Below are 20,583 nucleotides of genomic sequence, written 5' to 3'. Positions count from 1 at the left end.
TCCCGGTCATGCGGCCAACGAGACTTCCGCAATAGTGGTATGCGTGAACGTCATGGACATGTCGATCACCGGGCTGCGGGTGTTCCGCGAGGCGGCCGAGCGGGGCACGCTCACCGCCGCGGCCGAGGCGCTCGGCTACACGCAGTCGGCCGTCTCGCGGCAGATCGCGGCCCTCGAGCACGCCGCGGGCGCCACCCTCCTCGAACGCCGCCGCGACGGCGTCCGCCTCACCGCCGCAGGCCACGTCGTCCTGCGGCGTGCCGTCACCGTGCTCACCGAGCTCGACGCCGTGGTCCGCGAGCTGCGCGGGCAGCCCGACGAGGGCGGCACCGTGCGGCTCGGCTGGTTCGCCAGTGCCGGTGCCGTGCTGGTGCCGAGGGCACTCGCGGCCCTGCGCCGCACGCATCCCGCCATCACCGTGGTCGGCAGGGAAGGCAGCACGCCCGCCCTCGTGCGGGCGTTGCGGGCGGGCACTCTCGACCTCGCGGTCCTCGCCGCCGCACCGCCGTTCCGGCCGTTCGACACCACGTCGCCGCCCCTGCGCACGTCGACGCTCGCCGAGCGGAACCTGTGTGTCGCCGTGCCGCCGGGGCACCCACTCGCCACCGCGCCGTCCGTGTCGGTCGAGGACCTGCGGGGCAGGCAGTGGGTCGCCAGCCCGGCCGCCGGCGAGATGGGGGTGTGGCCCGGCCTCGACGAGCGACCGTTCGTCACGCACACCGCGCGCGACTGGCTCGCCAAGCTCAACCTCGTCGCGGCAGGCGCGGGCCTGACCACCGTGCCCGCCGCACTCGCGACCGTCGTGCCCCCGGGCGTGACCGTGCGGCAGGTCGACGGCGAACCGCGCCGCCTCGTGCTCGCGTGGCTCGCCGAGCCGCTCACCGAACCCGCCGCCCGCCTCGGGGACGCGCTGCGGACCGCGGCCGTCGACTGACCTCACGCCCCCGAGGGCAGGCCTGCTCTCGCCTCCCCCGCGGACAGCGGGCGCAGTGTGAGCGTGTACGAGTACGTCTGGTCCTGCTGTACCTGGTAGTGCTCACGCACCGGGTTCGGCGTGTCGCCGACACCCGTGACCGCGTGCGAGGCGTGCAGTGTCGTCCAGCCGTCGTTCGGCCTCAGCTGGAACGGGTAGGCCGCCCGGTCCAGGTCGTCGAACCTGGACACGCTCACGTCGTCGGCGCCTGCCACCAGCAGGCCACCGGTGCGGCCGTCGGTGAGCAGCGCCCACCGCGCGTCGGTGTGGTTGCCGTTGTCCTGGGGCCGGTAGTACCGCGTGTACTGGTCGGCCACAGTGGACTCGTACACGCCGACCGGCGATCCCTCGCGGCGGTCGACGTAGCTCTCCGCCTTCCTGCCGTACCAGGCGAAGTGGTCGTAGGACGACGGCACCGCCAGCCGCACCCCGATCCTCGGCAGGTAGGTCAGCATGCGCACGTCGCCCTGCGGGGTCACCGTGTGTCCCAACCGGAGGGTGCCGGTACCGTCGACGGTGTAGGTCATCGTCTGGTCGAACCACGCGTTCGCGACGTCCGGGGCCGCCACCCGCGACGTGACCGCCACCCGCACCCCGGACGGCAGCGGTTCGACGGACACGCCGGTGACCGTCGTCGCCAGGCGGTCGAGGCCCACGCGTCGCCAGTCCTCGCCCTCGGCACGGCCCCACGCGAACGTCTCGTTGCTGATCGGCGCCCGCCACACGTCGAGTGCCGGGCCGCTGGTCAGCAACTCCCTGCCCCGCACCGTGATCGACGACAGGGCACCGGTGGCCTTGTCCACTGTGTACCGGGTGTCGCCGGTCGCGGCCACCACCCTCGACTCGTCCTCGGACGTCCGCACCGGGCCGCTCGGTGGCGGGTCGAGGCCGGGCACCCCCGTGCCGTCGAGGAAGAACTGGTCGTGTGCCACCACGTGGCCTCGCGGCAGGACCGCGTCACCGGACGGCGTGACCGCCTCGACGGTCAGGAACCGTTGCCGGTCACGGGGATTGCCCGGCACGGGGATCGGCACCGTGCCGGTCTCGCCGGGCCCGACTCGCAGCGGTACCTCGCCGCCGGTCACGGTCCTGGCCCCCTCGGTCACCCGCCAGCGCAGCCGGAGGCCGTCGGTTCCGGCGAACTGGCGCTCGTTGCCGACCGTCAGCGTGCCGGCCGCGTAGGAGAACCGCAGCGGCTGTTGCACCCACGCCAGCTGCGTCGTCTCGGGCTCCAGGTAACGGTCCGGCCCGACCAGACCGTCCAGACCGGACAGTGTGGAGCCGTAGGACAGGTAGCTGCCACGCTCCTCGATCCGGTCGAAGTCCAGTGCCAGCACGGCGTTGGGCGCGGAGTTGTCCCCGGTCAGCTCGTCCGGCCGCAGTGCGCGGTCGTAGATCCGGACGTCGTCCACGACGCCGTGCGCGAGGCGGCCGATGGTGGACGGGTCGTTCCACGCCGTCTCCGAGTCGCGGCCGATGTTCACCTCGCCGGAGGTGAAGTCGACCCGGCCGCCGTACGCCAGGTTCCCGACCTCGCGGCCGTCGAGGTACAGGCGCAGCACGGCTCCGTCGTACGTGCCGCTCACCCGGTGCCAGCTGCCGTACCAGTCGCCGGGCACCCTCGCCCGCACGGACCGCGCCCTGCCGCCCTGGACGACGAACTCCACCGTGTCCCGCGTCGCCATCCGGAGCGCGTACTGGTGGTTTCCCTTGCCCAGGATGTGGAACTCGCCGGTCCACGCCTCGGGACGCACCCACGCGTCGAGCGTCAGGGTGCCGGTCAGGTCCAGCCTGCGGTCGCGGTACACCTCGACGAAGTCGTCCAGGCCGGACAGGTACAGGCCCCTGCCGCGATGTCCGTCCACGAGCGACGGCGCGCCGGACAGGTGCGCCGGTATGCCGTTGCCGGACGAGTCCGGCACGATCCGCAGCGGCGTGCGGATGCTCTGTTCCGCCCAGTCCCAGACGAACCCGCCCTGTGTCTGCGGGTGCGCGCGGATGATGTCCCAGAACTCACCGAAGTTGCCGAGGCTGTTGCCCATCGCGTGCGCGTACTCGCCGAAGATCAGCGGCTTGGTCGTCGTCGCCGCCTGCTGCGCGAACCGTTCCGGCGATGGGTACCTCGGCCCCCACACGTCCGCGTACGGGGCGTCCCCGTCCGGATCGTTGGACTGGTGGTACTTCGGCCGCGTCGGCTCGTTGGCCGCCAGCCAGTCCGCCATCGCGAAGTGCGCCGAGCCGAGCCCCGCCTCGTTGCCGGTGTCCCACATGAAGACGCTCGGGTGGTTCTTGTCCCGCTCCACCATCGCGGTGAACCGGTCCAGGAACGCGTCGCGCCACTCCGGCTGGTTCGCCTCGCACCACACCGCGCAGTTCTCGTGGTCGTGGGTCTCGATGTCGACCTCGTCGTCGATCCACAGCCCGTGCTCGTCCGCGAGGTCGTAGAAGTACGGGTCGGACGGGTAGTGCGAGGTCCGCACGGCGTTGAGGTTCAGCTGCTTCATCAGCGCGACGTCGTGTTCCTGCGCCTGCCTCGGCACGTGCCTGCCGTGCTCGGGGTCGGTCTCCGCCCGGTTGACGCCCTTGAACAGCACCCGCCTGCCGTTGACCAGCAGGACCCGGTCGCGGATCTCGATCTCGCGGAAGCCGACGGCGTCGCTCGTCGTGTGCGTGACGCGGCCGTCCGGGCCGGCGAGCGTCAGCACCACCCGGTACAGGTTCGGTGTCTCGTCACTCCACTTGGCCGGGGCGCGGACGGGCATGGACAGCCGGGCGGTGGTCGGCCCGGTCACGTCCACGGCGACACTCGCCCTCGCGACCTCGCGGCCGTGCGCGTCCCGCAGGCTCGCCGTCACCCGGTGCTCTCCCGTCGTGCCGTCCGGGTCGTGCGCGATCTCGACCGCGGCCGACAGTGTCGCGTCGGTGTAGCCGGCGTCGAGGTCGGTGCGCAGCGTCGCGTCCTCGATGCGGGTCGCGGGCGTGGAGTACAGGTTCACGTCGCGGAAGATGCCCGCGTACCGCCACTGGTCGTAGTCCTCCAGGTAGGAGCCGGCGGTCCAGCGGTGCACCTGCACGGCGAGCCGGTTGCGGCCCTGGTGCAGCGCCGAGGAGATGTCGAACTCGGCCGGCGTGTAGCCGCCCTGGTCATAGCCGACGTACCTGCCGTTGACCCACACGAGATAGCCCGAGGTCACGCCCTCGAACCGCAGGAACGTCGACCGGCCGCCCCAGCCGGGGGGCAGGTCGAAGTCCCGGGTGTAGGCGGCCGTGGGGTTGATGTCCCTCGGCACGTGTGGTGGGTCGTCCGGCTGGAGCTCGGTGGCGATGTTGCGGAAGATCGGGTGGTCGAGCCCGTCGGTCTGCCAGGTGTGCGGCACGTTCACCCGGCGCCACGCGGACGTGTCGTAGCCGGGGGCCTGGAAGCCGGCAGGCACGTGCTCCGGCAGGTCGGCCATCGCGATGCGCCACTCGCCGTCGAGCGAGCGCACGTACGGGCTCCGGTCGTCCTCGCGGGCCGCGCTCGCGGTGTCGGCGTAGGGGCGTAGGAACGCGTGGTGCGGGCGCTGCCCCTCCCCCGTCATCCCGGGGTTCTCGAGGTAGGAGTACACGTCGCCACCCCGTAGGGCGGGCACCGGGTCGGCGGCGGCGCTCGGTGCCGTCACCGCCCCCGCGGCCAGAGCCAGTGCGGTGACGACCACCCGGTTGCGCATGTCCCCGACCTCCGTGGCTGCGACGACACAGGAGTCAAAAGTCAACGCTTACCCTACACACTCCGTAGCAACGCGCTCACCGAATGACGCAAGGCGTCCGGACGGCGCGCGGTCGGCAGCGGTTCGACGATCGTCACGGCGGCTCCGGCGGACGCCGCGCCGCCGTCCGCCTCGGGGCTGTCGCCGACCATCAGCGCCCGCTCCGGCGCGATCCCGAGCCGCCGGCAGGCGATCCGGAAGATCCTGGGGTCCGGCTTGACCACGCCCTCCACATAGGACAGCACGAACTCGTCCACCAGGTCCTCGACACCGTGGCGGGCGAAGATGCCCCGGATGTCCCACGCGATGTTGCTGACGACGGCGACCGGGACACCGGCCGCCCGCAGCCCGCGGAGCACGTCCTCGGTGTCCGGGTACGGATTCCAGGCCCTGGGGTCGGTCAGGCTCGTGTACACGCCCTCGGACTCCTCTTCGGTCAGATCGACGCCGGTCGTCCCGAGCACCCCCAGGTAGACCGTGCGGTGCAGGCCCGGGTCGAGATCGCGGCGGGTCCACGCGTGGCGCAGGTCGGGCGGGAGGTGGTCGGTCGCCATGACCGGCGCGGTCAGCACGGCCACCAGGCGCTCACGCGTGGCCTCGTCGGCCGCGCCGGACGGCCAGCCGGGACCGGGTTCGAAGCGGAACAGGGTGCCGGAGAAGTCGAAGAGGACGCCGTCGATCATGCCCCAACCCTACGGAACGAGGGTGACCAGTTGCCGAACCGGCAACAAAGGTTGCCGCCCTCAGGCGGGCGGGGCATGGTGCGGGGCATGGACCAACAGTTCTGGGACGACCTCTACACCACCAAGGACAGACTCTGGAGCGGCGCGCCGAACGGTGTGCTCGTGACCGAGGCCGCCGACCTGCCCCCCGGTCAGGCACTCGACCTCGGCTGCGGCGAGGGCGGCGACGCCCTGTGGCTGGCCGGGCGAGGCTGGCTCGTGACCGCCGTGGACATCTCACGCGTCGCGCTCGAACGGGCGGCGGCCGTGGCGGGTGACGCGAAGGTGAACTGGATCCACGCCGACCTCACCGAGTTCACCCCGCCCGCCCGCGCCTTCGACCTGGTGTCCTGCATGTACGGGGCGTATCTCCACACCGCCGAGCGGGCCGTCCTCGCCATGCTGGCCGCGGTCGCACCCGGTGGGACGCTGCTCATCGGCGGCCACGACATCAACGACATGCACGGCCACGGGCACGACGGCGAGCACGACGGCGAGCACGACAACGGGCCCACCTTCGACCCGCACGACTTCTACCAGCCGACCGAGATCGCCGAACTGCTCGACGACTCGTGGACGGTGTCGGTCAACGAGACCCGGCCGAGGGTGTCGCCGGCACCGGAGGGCACCCCGCACGTCAACGACGTCGTTCTCAAGGCACAGAAGAAGACCTAGGCCGAAAGTTTCGGAATCCGTTGCGCCGTAAGCACTCTGGATTCCGGGCGGTGCTCTGGTTATCGTGGGCGGGTTACGGAAGTGTTCCGAAAATTTCGGCTCCGCCCTGCGATAGTACGGAGATCGACATGCGAAGGTCCGCCGCCCTCATCGTGGTCCCGCTCCTCGCCGCTGCCATCACCCCGGCCGTCGCCGAACCGGCGACCGCGGGAGCCGCCGAGGAGTCCTATGTGGTCACCGCGCCGAGGCCCGGCTCGTTCCCGTTGGTGGCGAAGGGAAGAGCCGCGCCGATCGTGGTGAGCGAGGCGGACTATCCCGGTGTGGTCAGGGTGGTCGGCGACCTCCGCGACGACGTGGCGCGGGTCACCGGGGTCCGGCCGGCCACCGTGCTGGACGACGTGCCGCGCGGCAGTGAGCCGGTGCTCGTCGGCACGGTCGGCAGCCCGCTCATCGACCGCCTGGTGCAGCGCGGGAAGCTCGACGTGTCCGGTATCGCCGGGAAGTGGGAGACCTCGCTGCAGCAGGTGGTGCGCGACCCGCTGCCGGGCGTGCGACAGGCACTGGTGATCGCCGGCAGCGACCAGCGCGGCACGATCTACGGCGCCTACGACGTGTCCCGGCGCATCGGCGTCTCGCCGTGGTACTGGTGGGACGACGTGCCCGCGAAGCACGCCGACGAGCTGTACGTGCTGCCCGGCAGGCACTCGCAGGGCACGCCCGCGGTGAAGTACCGGGGGTTCTTCATCAACGACGAGAACCCCGCGCTCGACCGGTGGGCGCGGACGCAGTTCGGGGAGGGGCTCGCCCCCGGTTATCCCGGCGGGCTGAACAGCAAGTTCTTCTCGCGGGTGTTCGAGGTCATGCTGCGGCTGAAGGCGAACTACCTGTGGCCCGCGGTGTGGGGCCGCGCGTTCGCGGAGGACGACCCGGCCAACCACGCGACCGCGTCGCTCTACGGCGTGGTCATGGGCACCTCGCACGAGGCGCCGATGATGCGGGGCATCGAGGAGTGGAACCGGCACGCCGTGCCCGCGGTGCGTGACGCGCAGGGCAACATCGTGACGCCGGGCCACGACCCCTACGGCGGCACGGGCGAGTGGAGCTTCCGCCGCAACGCCGACGCGATCAAGGCCTACTGGACCGACGGCATCGAACGCATGAAGCAGGAGGACTTCGAGGGCGTGGTCACGCTCGGCATGCGCGGCAACGGCGACGTCGGTCTGCCCGACGGCGACGGCATCGAGCTGATGCAGGAGATCCTCGGGAGCGAGCGGCAGATCCTGGCCGACAAGGGCATGACCGACGTGCCGCAGGTGTGGACGCTCTACAAGGAGGTACAACGCTACTGGGACAAGGGACTGCGCGCACCGGACGACGTGACCGTGGTGTTCACGGACGACAACTGGGGCAACATGCGCAAGCTGCCCGACCCGCAGCTGCCACCGCGCTCAGGTGGTTACGGGATGTACTACCACTTCGACTACGTGGGTGGCGGCCGCAACTACAAGTGGGTCGACACCATCAACATGGCCAACACGTGGGAGCAGCTCAACGCCGCGAAGAGCTACGGCGTCGACAAGCTCTGGGTGGTCAACGTCGGCGACATGAAGAACGAGGAGCTGCCGCTGCAGTTCTTCCTCGACTACGCGTGGAAACCCATCCCGCTCAGGGATGTCCCGAAGTGGGAAAAGCGTTACGCCGCCGAGAACTTCCCGGGTCCGCTGTCGGGTGAGATCGCCGAGGTCCTGCACGAGTACGGCGTGCTGCAGGCGCGCCGCAAGCCGGAGCTGCTGAACCGGCGCATCACCGGCGGTCCGGGCACGACGGTCACCTACGACGACCAGATGACCCCGTACTACCTGGAGAACTACCGCGAGATGGACCGGGTGACCGCGGACTGGCAACAGCTCGCGGCCCGCTCGGAACGGGTCGCGAGAGGACTGCCGAGGTCCTACCAGGACGCCTACTTCCAGCTCGTCGGGTACGCGACGGCGGCGACGGCGAACCTGTACTCGCTGCGGCGCGCGGAGTTCACGAACATCCTCTACGCGAGGCAGGGCCGCGCGGCCACGAACGACCTCGCCGACGAGACGGACGCCAGGTTCGCCGACGACCAGGCGCTGAACGACTACTACAACACCGGGCTCGCCGGCGGGAAGTGGAAGAACTTCCAGTCACAGCCCAAGATCGGCTACGGCGACGTGGCCCGCTACGGGCCGAACGCGCCGTGGCAGCAGCCCGAGCTGAACAACCAGGCACTGCCGGACGAGGTCTTCCCGGCCGTGCAACGGATCCAGGTGCCGGAGGCGGCCGAGCTGGGGGTGGCCGTCGACGGCTCCGACCAGTGGTGGCCGGCCGCGACCACACCGGCGGTGCTGCCGACGTTCAGCCCCTACCAGAGCCAGCCGCGACAGTACGTCGAGGTGTTCAACCGGGGTGCGACGGCGTTCGACTACCGGATCACCTCCGCGAAGCCGTACGTGTCGGTGTCGAGGTCCCGGGGCACGGTCGACAAGCAGGTGCGGGTCGAGGTGTCGGTCGACTGGAAGCACGCGCCACGCGGCACGACACGGGTGCCGCTGACGATCACCGGCGCGGGCCGCAGCGTGGCCGTCGAGGCCGTTGTGGACAATCCCGCGCACCGGCCGAAGCACGGTTTCGTCGAGGCGAACGGGTACGTGTCGATCCCGGCGGACGCCACGAGCCGGGTCGTCGGGGACTGGCAGCGCATCCCGGACATCGGCCGCGACGGCGACGGCATGGAGCCCTCGCCGGTGACCGCGCCGCGCCGGGAGCCGACCGGTCCTCGCCTGGAGTACACGGTGAACGTGTACACGACCGGGCCGGTCACGGTGTGGGTGTACGTGTCGCCACGCAACAACGTGCACCCGACCGACGGGCTGACCTACGCGGTGTCGCTGGACGGCCAGGCGCCGAGGAAGGTGAACGTGACCACGGCGACCGGTGCGGACGACACAGCCATGAACCGCCAGTGGGAACGCAACACGTCCGACAACGTCAACCGCACGGCCACCACGCACGTGATCGACCGGCCGGGTGAGCACGTGCTCAAGGTGTGGGCGGTCGATCCGACGGTGATCGTGCAGAAGATCGTGATCGACACGGGTGGGCTGGCGCCGAGCTACCTCGGACCGCCGTCGAGCACCCGCCTTCGCTAGGACACAGCACGAGGCCCCCGGGAGTTCCCCGGGGGCCTCGTGCCTGTTCGCTCTATGAGGCCACGCGCTGGCGGCGGATCAGCTCACGCCGCTCGCGCTCGGTGGTGCCACCGAAGACGCCGTGGTCCAGACCAGTTTCGACCGCGTAGTCGAGGCACTGCGTGCGCACCGGGCAACGGCCGCACACGGCCTTGGCATCCGCGATCTGTCGTGCGCCGGGACCCATGTCGGACACCGGGAAGAACAGTTCCGGGTCCGCGTCTCGGCAGGCGGCGCGGTCTCGCCAGTCGTCCATCATGTTCATGTCAGCCGCCTCCAATCGCAGCATGGTTCTCGTTCGTCATAGCGTTTGCCCTGGTCACGCGCCCTGAACGCGGGCGCGGAACAGCGCAGGAACGAAACTCGTCCCTTTTCGGCCCGTACAGCACCCGCGCGCGAGTGCTGGTCACAAGCCGGACAGCCGTGGTGGTGTACCCATGGGGCACAGAAGTCAACCCCTGTGGACACGGTGGTGACACCGTCCCTATAACAGCGTACTTGCTAACACGCGGAAACGCTCGGGTTATTCCACCGTCAGCTACATCACGCCGCGTTCAGCAGGTCAGTGGCGCTCTGCTGGCGCGCGGCGTCGAGCTGGTCGACGGGCCCCGCCCAGCGTAGTCCGTACTGGTCGAGTGCGGTGCGGTCGGTGGCGTAGGCGGAGTCGGCCTGGCGGCGCAGGTAGGCCGTGTACGGGTGGTCGGCGAGCGCGGCGTTCAGCGAACCGAGGCCGCGGACGTACGCGCCCTTGAAGGACGGCCCGTCGCCGCCGCAGTTCGACGGCTCGCACGGTTCCCGCAGGATGCCGCCGGGGTTGAGGCCCGTGTTGGTCGTCGAGGCGTTCGCGAGCTGGCGGGCCCGGGTGAGCAGCGCCGCGTTCCCCGTGGCCCGGTTCAGCTCGACGAGCGCGTCGAGGAGGACGCCCTGGTTGTAGCTCCAGACCGGCTGGCCGTTGTTGGCGCACCCACTGGCGAGGCCGTCGTTGACCAGGTTGCCACTGTTGATCATGCCGGAGGCCGAGAACCAGCTCCAGCCGGCGTTCGCGCGCCGCAGGTACTCGGCGTCGCCACCGATCCTGTTGTGCAGCGCGGCGTTGACCTGGATGTAGAGCTCGTTGGTGATCGCGTTCTTGTAGCCGCGGGCGGTCGACCACCACACGCCGCCGCCGCACGTGCCGTCCCAGTAGGAGTTCATGTAGTCCGCGCCCGCGCGGGCGGTGTCGAGATAGCGGCCGTCGCCGGTGAGGTCGTAGGCGGCGACCCACGCGAGCGCCCACCAGCCGGTGTCGTCGACGTAGTCGTTGCGGAACTGGCCGAGGCCGGAGTTCACGTTGCGGTCGTAGGTGTTGGCGATCGCGTAGCTGTAGCTGGACATGCCGGACACGCGGATGTTGTCGATGATCGCGGTGAGCGCGTTGGCCGAGTTCCACCAGCCGGTGGTGTCGAACAGGCCGGTGTCGTTGCGGTACAGCATCATCAGCGCGGTGGCGGCCGAGGTCCGGCGGTCCCAGGCGTTCCAGTTGCTGCGTGCCCACGGCGTGCAGGCGATCTCGGGCCGGTCGGCGGCCTTCCCGCACGCGCGCAGGGCGCCGACACCTCGGTTGTTCCAGTCGTCGACGTTGAACATCGCGGTGCGCCAGCCGGTCGAGCCCGCCGGGATGCGCACGGCGCCGAGGCGGCTGCCCGATCCCCATGTGCGGCCGCCGTCGAAGGATCGGTCCAGCCACGCCTCGTCACCGGGGCTGCCCCCGGTGACGGCGGCCCACCCCATGGCGTCGTTGTCGTTGACATGCAGGGAGAACCGGCGTCCGTACAGGGTCGACGACACGGGTTCGCGGTCGCTTCCCGCGAGGGCGGGGTCGCGGGAGTCGCAGTAGCGGTTGCAGATCACGGCGAGCGGGTTCACCCCGCTCGTCGGCGACGCCTGCTGGACCGTGCTCGGTTTGGCCGGTGGGGCGGGAGGTTGGCCGGCAGGGGCCGCGGCCGCCTGGTGGGGCACGAACGTGGCGACGATCGCGACGAGGGCAGCGGCCAGCACGGATCTCGGCATCGAGACCTCCCGGGGAGCGCTCCGGCGGCCGCGCAGGGGTTACGGCCGCCAGCAGGGGTGAGAGCGCTCTCACGCACTGTTGACGTTAGGTCACGTCCCGTGGGGGCGTCAATGAACCCGCATCACTCGCAGGCGACGCCGTTGCCGTCGCGGTCCAGGTCGTAGATGTCGTTGCCGATCACGGTGACCGGGCCGTCCGCGTACGCCGGGCCGTTGCCACTGCCGCCCGCGCAGTCGACGTCGGAGGCGATCGGGACGCAGCCGCTGTAGTTCGGGTCGCACTGCGACACCGGCGGGGGCTCGACGGCAGGCGGCGGCGCGACGGGCTCCTGGGTCTGCGGCGGCGCGGGCGGCGGTGGGGGGACGACGGTCGTCGTGGTGGTCGTGGTCGTCGTCGGTGGCGGCGTGGTCGTCGTGGTGGTGGTCTCGGTCGTCGTGGGGACGGCCGCGGTCGTGGTGGTCTCGTCCGCCGCGGACGGTGAGACGTCGGCGTCCTCGTCGCCGTTGGCGATGGCCACGAAGAAGAGCACGGCGGTCACGGCACCCGCGACGACCCACGCCCTGCGGTGTCGCGCGAACGTGCCCTGCGGGTTCGGGACAGCGTGGACGGCTGTCGCCGGTTCGGTCGCGGCGGTGGCCACGGCAGGCAGGTTGTCGAGGTCACGCGGCAGGCGCAGCGTCAGCTGCAGTCCCCGCTCCCCACCCTCGACGACCGCCTCGCAGCCCGCGCGCCCACCCTGTCCGCGTGCCCACGTCACCAGCGGCGCGTACCGCTGCGACATCGGGTAGGTCAGCTCCCCCACCCGTCGCCCGTCGAGCCGCACCTCGATCGCGTGCTCTCCCCTGTACTTCCCGGCACCGACCACGCACCACGCCAGCTCGACGGCGACACGCCGCCGGCCTCCCGGCGCGGGTGCGTAGCCGGCGAGCGCGTCCTGGTGCTGTTCCTCGCGGGTGACGGTGACGACGACCTCGGCGGCAACCATCGCCAGACCCGAGGTGGAGTTCTCGACCATGGCCGTTGCATCGGTGCACCAAGCGTCCTGTTACGTGCATTCTGCGACTTGTGCGTTCGATGCGTGTCGCGCTAGCCTTTCACCTGTCAGAGAATTATGACAGGTGTAGGAGAGAGATGACCGGCGACGACCTGGTGGAGCTGTTGGCCGCGCTGGCCAACCCGATCCGGCTGCGGATCGTCGCCAGGCTGGCCGGGGGCCGGCAGTACGTCAGCCAGCTGGCACGCGAGATCGGCGTCAGCCGCCCACTGCTCCACATGCACCTGCAGAAGCTGGAGGCCGCGGGCCTCGTGTCCGGCAGCCTCGAGCTGTCGGCGGACGGCAAGGCCATGAAGTACTTCGAGGTCACCGACTTCGACGTGCGCCTCACCGCGGCGGCGCTGGCCGACGCCGCCGACTCCCTCACCCCACCGGCACGCAAGGAGCAGACGTGACCTGGCCCAACGCAGCCATCATCCTCGGCGCCATGGTCGTCGTGATCATCATCATCGGCGGCGCGCTGTCCACCTTCCTCGACCTGCGCAAGGCGCGGATCGTCGCAGACCAGGAGGACGGCCTTCGCCAGCTCGTGCACCGCTACGAGCAACTGGCCGAGAACACCCTGGACGCCCAGCAGCGAGCGGCCGCGGACCTCGCCGAGCTGCGCACGCGCACGGCCGCGGTCGAGCAGATTCTGAGAACGGTGGAATGACATGAAGGCGATGACACAGGACCGCTACGGCGAGCCGGACGTCCTCGAGCTACGCGACATCGACCTGCCGGTGCCGGGACCGAAGGAGGTCCTCGTCCGGGTTCGCGCCGCGGGCGTCGACCAGGGCACCTGGCACCAGGTCTCGGGGCTCCCCCTGTTGGGCCGCCTGGCCTTCGGCCTGCGGCGCCCCCGGTTCCCGGTCCCCGGCATGGACGTGGCGGGGGTGGTGGAGAAGGTCGGCGCGGAGGTGACGGACTTCCACCCGGGCGACGAGGTGTTCGGGGTGGGGAGGGGCACCTTCGCCGAGTACGCCACGGCACGGACGCTGGTCCCCAAGCCGCCGAACGTGACCTTCGAACAGGCGGCGGCCGTCGCGGTGTCCGGGTGCACGGCCCTCACGGCGCTGCGCGACCTCGAGGCGGGTCAGTGCGTGCTGGTGATCGGTGCCGGCGGGGGCGTCGGCTCGTACGCGGTCCAGCTCGCCGTGGCCATGGGCGCCGAGGTGACGGGCGTGTGCGGCCCGAGGAAGCTGGAGCTGGTCCGCTCTCTCGGTGCCAGGAAGGTGATCGACTACCGCGCCGAGGACGTGACCGGCGAGTACGACCTGGTGCTGGACATCGCGGGCAGCCGCCCGTTCCCGGTGCTGCGAAGCCTGCTCACCCCGCGCGGCTCTCTGGTGTTGATCGGCTCGGAGGAGGGCGGTCGCTGGATCGGCGCGCTGGACCGCCCGTTCGGCGCGTTGCTGCGCTCCCCGTTCACGAGCCAGCGCCTGCGTGCCCCGATCTCCCTGGAGAACAAGGCGTCGCTGGTGCGTCTCGCCGGGCTGTTGGCAGACGGCACGGTCACGCCGGCGGTCGACCGGACCTTCGCCCTGCCCGACGCGGCCGCCGCGATCACCTACCTGCGCGATGGCAACGTCCGGGGCAAGGTCGTGGTGGTTCCCTAGCTCGTCACACCTCCGGGGAGTCGTCGTCCGCCTCGGTGGCTCCCGGGTCGAGCTTCCACTTCAGCTGGAACTCGATCTCCTCCTCCCCGTCGCCGCGCTCGTGTTCCAGGGAGAACTCGGCGCGGGCAGGCACGCGGACGCGCTCGCCCGCGATCTGGATGCGGAACGGGGTCTCCGCCTCCAGCGCGTCCGCCAGGCGCCGGAGCTTCGCGACCACCTCGGCCGTCGAATAGAAGCGTTCGACATCCCTCGTCGCGTCGGACACGTGACCTCCTCACCAGGGCGACGCCGGATTTGGTCGCCACTGTCCGTATTGAATCACCCGATCGGGTAGGCACAGTTTTGCCCCTTGGTGTATCTCGGCCGCCTGACAGGACTCTCTTGGTCACGAGGCCGGCTGTCCGTGTCGGCGTTGCAGTGGGGGAAATTCATGTCGAGACACGCACGAAACAGCTTCTTCGTCGTGGACGAGGGAGTGCTCGAGTTCGACCGCGAGGGGCGGCCGAACAGGCGGGCGCGACACAAGGGAGAGCACCGCTTCCGGTTCTCCCGGCTCGGGCCCGAGGGGGAGCCCGTCGACGAGGCGACACGCGCCGCGCTCACCGAGGCGATCACCGCGGCGGTACCGCAGGGGGACGCGGAGGTGCCCGCGGGGTTCACCTATCTCGGCCAGTTCGTCGACCACGACCTGACGCTGGACCGCACCGACGCGGAGCTGGGCGAGGACGTGCCGGACCACGAGCTGGACCAGGGCCGCTCCCCCGCGCTCGACCTGGACTCGGTCTACGGGCGCGGTCCGGCCGACCGGCACGACCGGGCCTTCTACCAGCGCGACGGTGTGCGCCTGAAGGTCGGCACCACTTCGCGGGCCGGCTTCCCGGCCGGGGACGCGGGCGTGGACAGGGAGATCGAGGGCTACGACCTGCCGAGGGTCGGCGGCACGACCGGCACGCCGGCGGACCGCCGCCGGCCGCTCATCCCGGACCTGCGCAACGACGAGAACCTGGCGGTCGCACAGACCCACCTCGCGTTCATCCGCTTCCACAACCGGGTCGCGGACGAGCTCGCACTCCGGGGGCTGCGTGGCAACCGGCTGTTCGACGCCACCCGCGACGAGGTCGTCCGCCACTACCAGTGGATGCTGCGGACCGACTTCCTGCCGAGGGTGGTCGACCCGGCGGTCGTCGCCGACGTGTTCACCAACGGCAGGCGGTTCTTCGAGGCACCCGGCCGCAGGCACTTCGGCAGGCCGCCGACGATGCCGCTCGAGTTCGCGGTCGCGGCCTACCGGTTCGGGCACAGCATGGTGCGCGCCGCCTACCAGTGGAACCGCGTGTTCAGGACGGGTGGGCCGGTCGGCCCCGCGACGCTGTTCCAGCTGTTCACGTTCACCGGTGTGGCGGGCAACTTCGACGGGGCCGCCACCCTGCCGGACCTGGACGACCCGAACTCCGGCACCGTGATGACGCTGCCGACCAACTGGATCGTGGACTTCCGCCGTCTCTACGACTTCACCGAGTCGAACCGGCCGGACCTCGCGGTGCCCGCGGGCAGCGGGAACGTCGCGCGGCGGATCGACTCGCTGCTCGTCAACCCGCTCGCGCAGCTGCCCGCGGGCACGTTCGGCGGCCGTGGCACGGAGATCCCGCCGATCCAGCGCAACCTCGCGTTCCGGAACCTGACGCGCGCGAACATGGTGCGGTTGGCGAGCGGCCAGCAGATGGCGGCGCTGTTCGGCGTCCCGCCGCTGACCGAGGCGCAGATCCTGGACGGCAACCAGGGCGCGACGCTCGCCGGGCTCACGACCGAGCAGCGTGCCGCCGTCAGCGCCGACACGCCGTTGTGGTTCTACGTGCTGCGTGAGGCCGAGTTCGACAACGGCCGGCTCGGCGCGGTCGGCGGGCGGATCGTCGCCGAGCTGTTCCACCGCGCGATGGAGGGCAGCCGGATCTCGACTGTGCGGGACGGGTCGTGGCGGCCGACGCTCGGGCCGGACCGGCGGACGTTCCGGATGACCGACCTGCTCCTGTTCGCCTTCGAGGGCAAGGCGGACCTGCTCAACCCGCTGGGCGACTGAGCGTGGGCCGAGCCGCCGCGCCCGCGAGGGGGCCTCGGCGGCTCGGCCCGTTTCGGCGTGAACCACCTCAAAGCCGTGGTTGTGCGGTAATAACTACCTCATGAGACGACTACTCGCTGTCCTGCTGCCGCTCGTCGCGCTCGTTCTCGCTCCGGTCCCCGTGTCGGCCGCGGCGACCCACTCGGAGCGGATCCTGTTCGACGGCGGCGGCGAGTCGCTGAACGGGGTCACCTACCACTCGTTCCGCATCCCGTCGCTGATCAGGACGAACAACGACACGCTGATCGCGTTCGCCGAGGGCCGCGCGGACGACAACGGGGACTTCGGCAACATCAACCTGCTGTACAAGCGCTCGACTAACGACGGGGCCACGTGGTCGGCGCTCACCGAGGTGGTCGGGTCCGGGCAGGGCGTGTGGGGCAACCCCACGGCGGTGGTCGACCGCTCGAACAACAAGATCTGGTTGTTTATGAATTTCCAACCGGCGACCAGCGGCACGGTCGACTCGTGGGACGACCGCCAGGTGTGGGTGTCGTCGAGCACGAACGACGGCGTCAGCTTCTCCGCGCCGGTGAACCTGTCGTCGACACTGAAGCCCCGCACGCTGGCGTCGGGCGCGAGCTGGAACTGGGACGCGGTCGGCCCCGGTGTCGGCATCCAGACCACCGTCCACGACCCGGGCAGGCTCGTGATCCCGGCGCAGCACCGCAACATCTACAGCGACGACCACGGCGCGACGTGGAAGGTCGCGCTGCTGCGCACGACGGCAGGGGCGGCGATGGAGCAGACCGGCGAGTCGACGGTCCTGGAGCTGGCCGACGGCACGCTGTACCGCAACGACCGGCCGTCGAGCACGGCGTGGGAGACCGCGCGGCGCCGGTGGGTGGCACGCGGCTCGATCGAGTCGGGCTTCACGGCGTTCACGACGCCCGGCTGCCTGCTCGACCCGAAGAACGAGGGCTCGGTGATGCGGTACAACGCCGACGCACCCGCCCGACTGGCGTTCCTGAACTCCGCGAGCACCGAGACGCGGACGAAGATGCGCATCCGCGTGAGCGAGGACGAGGGCCGCACGTGGGGCTACAGCCGCCCGCTGTCGGACGCCCCGCTCCCCGGTGAGAGCGCCACGTACGAGGAAGGCGGCTACTCCAGCATCGCGAAGACCGCCGACTTCACCATCGGCGCCCTGGTCGAGGTGAACGAGAACACCGCGAGCAACTCGACCTCCCACCGGTCGATCGCGTTCCGCAAGGTCAACCTCGCCTGGGTGCAGGGCGGCGTGACCGACGCGGGCTGCGCCGGCTAGGACGGCGTGTCGCGGCCGGTCCCGGTCGGGACCGGCCGCACGCCGGCCGCTACGCCGACCGCTGGACCTCGGCCGGTGTCCCCCTCTCGACCAGTCCGGAGAGAGCGGCGGGCAGCGGCCCCTCGTGCAGGACGCCCAGGCGCTGGGTGGCACGGGTGAGCGCCACGTACAGCTCGGCCGCGCCACGCGGGCCGTCGGCGAGGATCCGGTCCGGCGCCACGACCAGGACGGCGTCGAACTCGAGCCCCTTGGTCTCCGACGCCGCCACCGCGCCGGGCACACCGGGCGGCCCGATCACGACGCTGGTGCCCTCGCGGCCCGCCTCGTCCCGGACGAACTCCTCGATCGCGGCAGGCAGCTCGTCCTCGGAGACCCGGCGCGACCACGGCGCGACACCGCACGCGCGAACCGAGTCCGGCGGCGTCACCCCCGGTGCGAACTCGGCCAGCAGCGCGGCGGCGACGGTCATGATCTCCGCGGGGGTGCGGTAGTTGACCGACAGCGACCGGTACACCCAGCGGCCGGGCACGTACGGCTCCAGCATCGTGGCCCACTCCGTCGCACCCGCCTCCGAGCGGCGCTGCGCGAGATCGCCGACGACCGTGAACGACTTGCCCGGGCAGCGCCGCATCAGCAGCCGCCAGTCCATTTCGGACAGTTCCTGTGCCTCGTCGACCACGACGTGGCGGTAGGTCCAGTCGCGGTCCGCGGCGGCACGTTCGGCAAGGCCCCTGGTGTCGTGTTCGACGAAGCGGTCCCCGAGGTCCTCGGCGTAGAGCAGGTCCGTGGCGAACAGGTGGTCCTCGTCGTCCATCGAGTCCTGGCGGCTGACGAGGCTGTCCAGGACCCTGGCCGCGTACTCGGCCTCCGCCCTGCGCCGGCGCTCCGCCGTCTGGTCGACGGGCTCGTGGCGACCCAGCAGGTCGACCAGCTCGTCGAGCAGCGGCACGTCCGACACCGTCCACGCGTCGCCGTCGGCACGCAGCAGCGCCTGGTCACCGCCCGCCGCACGCAGCCGCTCCGGGGACGTGTACAGCTGCGCCAACAGCTTCTCCGGCGGCAGGATCGGCCACAGCTCGTCGAGGGCGGCGGTGAACGTGTCGTCCTCGGCCAGCTCCTTGACCAGGTCGGCACGCATCCGCTCCCACGCGTCACGGTCCCTGCGGGACAGCCAGCCACGGCCGATCCGCCCCAGCGCCCGCTCGGTGAGCACGTACGTGACGATCTCGGTGAACACCGCGCGGGCCTCGTTGTGCGGCAACCCGCTGTCGCGTGCCTCCTCCCGGGCCCACTGCGCGGTCTCGGCGTCGATCCTCACCGCGGCGCCCGCCAGGTCGAGCTCCACCGGTCGCTCCGGCAGCCGCTGGCGGTCGGCGACCGCGGCGGCGAGCACGTCGAGGATCCGCAGCGATCCCTTGAGCCGCGCGACCTCCGGCGTGTCCTCGGCGGTGACGCGCATGCCCGGCACGAGGTCGCCGGTGGTCACGAACACCACGTCGGACTCGCCCAGCGACGGCAGGACGCGGCCGATGTGGTTCAGGAACGACGGGTTGGGCCCGACCACGAGCACGCCGTGGCGTTCCATCCGCTCCCGGTGCGTGTAGAGCAGGTACGCGACGCGGTGCAGCGCCACCACGGTCTTGCCCGTGCCGGGGCCGCCCTCGATCACCAGCACGCCGGGGTGGTCGAGCCGGATGATCTCGTCCTGCTCGGCCTGGATCGTCGCCACGATGTCGCGCATGCCCTCGCCGCGCGGCGCGTTGACCGCCGCGAGCAGGGCCGCGTCCCCCCGCTCCTCGCCGCCGGGCCTGCCGAGCACCTCGTCGGTGAAGTCGACGACCTGACGGCCCCGGGTGTGGAACTGGCGGCGCCTGCGCATGTTCTCCGGGGTCACGGCGGTGGCGACGTAGAAGGGACGCGCCGCGGGTGCCCGCCAGTCGAGCAGCACCGGCTCGTACTCGTTCTCCTCGTCGAACAGGCCGATCCGGCCGATGTAGGAATGTTCACCGGAAAGGGTGTCCAACCGGCCGAAGCACAGCCCGTTGTCCGCGACGGACAGCCGCCTCATCTCCCTGGCCGACGCACGCACGTGGTCGTCCCGCTCCATCGGTGTCCCGCCGGTCCCCAGCAGCGCCGCGTCGTACTCGCCCTTCACCCGCACGCGCTCGGCGTCGAGCCGCGTGTAGAGCCCGGCCACGTAACCCCGCTCGGACCGCAGTTCCTCTTCGTACCCCTGAGTTGACACATGCCCCTCACAGCAGTTAATCTGGCTTCAAGAACGGCGAGTTCTCCAATGGTTTCCGGAGGGCGCGCCGAATTTTTATTGTCTCCCCTTTGTCAAGTGGCTCCTGTGAAACGCCGCTGAATGACAACACCACGATCCGCGAACCTCCGGATGGCTGTGTCATCCGGTCAGGTGGACTCCGGCTGTCCCGGTGGTGGCGCCACCGAGGTGATGTTGTGCTGGGACGGGCGCGTTCGGCGACTGCCGGACGCGCCCTGTCGTTCCAGCACAACAAGAGGAGACAGAGGATGACCACTCGTCGACTGACTCGTCGGATCGTTTCCCACGCCGCGGTACTGGGCGCCGCGGTGGCAATGGCCGTGGCCGCACCGTTGTCCGCATCGGCAGCACCCGCCCCCGAGGTCCAGACCCTTCAGTGCGACTACGTGGACGACTCGAACCTGCCGGACAGCATCGACGCCCTGGGCTGTGACTCGGACGAGCAGCAGTACGCCTTCGTCGACGGTGAGGTGTTTATCTTCACGAGCTCCAGCGAGCCGGTGTACACCTGCCAGTCCAGGTTCCACCACGGACGCATCGTGACCGCGCACTCCTGCGACAAGACCGAGCCGACACCGCCTGCCGAGGAGGCACCCGCGGACGAGACGGCACCGGCCGACGAGGCCCAGCCCGTCGACGAGGCCGACGAGACGCAGCCCATCGACGAGGCCCAGTCGGGCGACGACGAGTAGTAGTCCTCGCGCGGACGCGGGCGGCGGTCCGACACGGTCACGCCGCCGCGTCCCGCGATCGGGTCCACCGAGGGCGAATCCGGCGGCTAGGCCCAATGCCGGTCGGTTAGGTGGTCCTGGCTGGTCGGCGGGTGGGTCTGGGCTTGCTGGGTGGAGTGATGGTGACAGCTGAACGTGATGGCCGG

General features: G+C 70.9%; 16 protein-coding genes. 9 read left to right on the top strand and 7 right to left on the bottom strand.

Annotated elements, in window-relative coordinates:
- Positions 1-43 precede the first annotated feature (43 nt).
- The gene (locus tag CLV71_RS23855) at positions 44-934 is read left to right on the top strand and encodes a LysR family transcriptional regulator (RefSeq protein WP_133905085.1); all 891 of its coding nucleotides are present in this window, start codon (positions 44-46) and stop codon (positions 932-934) included.
- A 2-nt stretch (positions 935-936) separates the two neighbouring features.
- Here the strand turns inward: CLV71_RS23855 and CLV71_RS23850 are convergent, their stop codons facing one another.
- On the bottom strand, positions 937-4,683 hold the full coding sequence (locus CLV71_RS23850; protein ID WP_133905084.1) for a glycoside hydrolase family 2 TIM barrel-domain containing protein: 3,747 nt from the start codon (positions 4,681-4,683) through the stop codon (positions 937-939).
- A 53-nt stretch (positions 4,684-4,736) separates the two neighbouring features.
- The gene (locus CLV71_RS23845; protein ID WP_133905083.1) at positions 4,737-5,405 is read right to left on the bottom strand and encodes an HAD family hydrolase; all 669 of its coding nucleotides are present in this window, start codon (positions 5,403-5,405) and stop codon (positions 4,737-4,739) included.
- A gap of 87 nt (positions 5,406-5,492) precedes the next feature.
- Here CLV71_RS23845 and CLV71_RS23840 point away from each other — a divergent pair, with 87 nt between their 5' ends.
- Together CLV71_RS23840 and CLV71_RS23835 are read left to right on the top strand one after the other, a co-directional pair.
- The gene (locus CLV71_RS23840; protein ID WP_133905082.1) at positions 5,493-6,119 is read left to right on the top strand and encodes a class I SAM-dependent methyltransferase; all 627 of its coding nucleotides are present in this window, start codon (positions 5,493-5,495) and stop codon (positions 6,117-6,119) included.
- Between the two features lie 128 nt (positions 6,120-6,247).
- Positions 6,248-9,298, top strand: coding sequence for a glycosyl hydrolase 115 family protein (locus tag CLV71_RS23835; RefSeq protein ID WP_133905081.1), 3,051 nt, complete (start codon positions 6,248-6,250; stop codon positions 9,296-9,298).
- Between the two features lie 52 nt (positions 9,299-9,350).
- Here the strand turns inward: CLV71_RS23835 and CLV71_RS23830 are convergent, their stop codons facing one another.
- The 3 genes from CLV71_RS23830 to CLV71_RS23820 form a co-directional block, all read right to left on the bottom strand.
- Positions 9,351-9,626 carry a WhiB family transcriptional regulator gene (locus CLV71_RS23830; RefSeq protein WP_424923902.1) on the bottom strand — a complete coding sequence of 92 codons (276 nt, stop codon included), beginning with the start codon at positions 9,624-9,626 and terminating at the stop codon, positions 9,351-9,353.
- 254 nt (positions 9,627-9,880) lie between these two features.
- On the bottom strand, positions 9,881-11,386 hold the full coding sequence (locus tag CLV71_RS23825; RefSeq protein ID WP_133905080.1) for a glycoside hydrolase family 76 protein: 1,506 nt from the start codon (positions 11,384-11,386) through the stop codon (positions 9,881-9,883).
- Between the two features lie 122 nt (positions 11,387-11,508).
- Positions 11,509-12,402, bottom strand: coding sequence for a hypothetical protein (locus CLV71_RS23820; protein ID WP_133905079.1), 894 nt, complete (start codon positions 12,400-12,402; stop codon positions 11,509-11,511).
- Positions 12,403-12,518: 116 nt separating this feature from the next.
- Between CLV71_RS23820 and CLV71_RS23815 the strand changes: the two genes are divergently transcribed.
- From CLV71_RS23815 to CLV71_RS23805, 3 genes are read left to right on the top strand one after another with little or no spacing between them, the layout of a single operon-like run.
- On the top strand, positions 12,519-12,836 hold the full coding sequence (locus CLV71_RS23815; protein WP_133905078.1) for an ArsR/SmtB family transcription factor: 318 nt from the start codon (positions 12,519-12,521) through the stop codon (positions 12,834-12,836).
- On the top strand, positions 12,833-13,093 hold the full coding sequence (locus tag CLV71_RS23810) for a hypothetical protein (RefSeq protein ID WP_243866671.1): 261 nt from the start codon (positions 12,833-12,835) through the stop codon (positions 13,091-13,093). The genes CLV71_RS23815 and CLV71_RS23810 overlap by 4 nt, the downstream gene beginning before the upstream one ends.
- 1 nt (position 13,094) lies before the next feature.
- On the top strand, positions 13,095-14,039 hold the full coding sequence (locus tag CLV71_RS23805; RefSeq protein WP_133905077.1) for an NAD(P)-dependent alcohol dehydrogenase: 945 nt from the start codon (positions 13,095-13,097) through the stop codon (positions 14,037-14,039).
- Positions 14,040-14,043: 4 nt separating this feature from the next.
- Here CLV71_RS23805 and CLV71_RS23800 read toward each other — a convergent pair whose 3' ends face one another.
- On the bottom strand, positions 14,044-14,304 hold the full coding sequence (locus CLV71_RS23800; protein ID WP_133905076.1) for an amphi-Trp domain-containing protein: 261 nt from the start codon (positions 14,302-14,304) through the stop codon (positions 14,044-14,046).
- Between the two features lie 198 nt (positions 14,305-14,502).
- Here CLV71_RS23800 and CLV71_RS23795 point away from each other — a divergent pair, with 198 nt between their 5' ends.
- Both CLV71_RS23795 and CLV71_RS23790 read left to right on the top strand, forming a co-directional pair.
- The gene (locus tag CLV71_RS23795; RefSeq protein WP_243866670.1) at positions 14,503-16,116 is read left to right on the top strand and encodes a peroxidase family protein; all 1,614 of its coding nucleotides are present in this window, start codon (positions 14,503-14,505) and stop codon (positions 16,114-16,116) included.
- A 100-nt stretch (positions 16,117-16,216) separates the two neighbouring features.
- The gene (locus tag CLV71_RS23790; RefSeq protein ID WP_133905074.1) at positions 16,217-17,422 is read left to right on the top strand and encodes a sialidase family protein; all 1,206 of its coding nucleotides are present in this window, start codon (positions 16,217-16,219) and stop codon (positions 17,420-17,422) included.
- Between the two features lie 49 nt (positions 17,423-17,471).
- Here the strand turns inward: CLV71_RS23790 and helR are convergent, their stop codons facing one another.
- On the bottom strand, positions 17,472-19,667 hold the full coding sequence (helR, locus tag CLV71_RS23785; protein WP_208297721.1) for an RNA polymerase recycling motor ATPase HelR: 2,196 nt from the start codon (positions 19,665-19,667) through the stop codon (positions 17,472-17,474).
- A 287-nt stretch (positions 19,668-19,954) separates the two neighbouring features.
- Between helR and CLV71_RS23780 the strand changes: the two genes are divergently transcribed.
- Positions 19,955-20,398 (top strand): hypothetical protein, encoded by a 444-nt coding sequence (locus CLV71_RS23780; protein ID WP_133905073.1) that lies wholly within the window; start codon positions 19,955-19,957, stop codon positions 20,396-20,398.
- Positions 20,399-20,583: the final 185 nt, after the last annotated feature.

It is taken from the genome of Actinophytocola oryzae (genome assembly GCF_004364325.1).
Lineage (GTDB): Bacteria > Actinomycetota > Actinomycetes > Mycobacteriales > Pseudonocardiaceae > Actinophytocola > Actinophytocola oryzae.
Note: the sequence above shows the minus strand (reverse complement) of the source record. Positions and strands in the feature narration are given on the sequence as shown.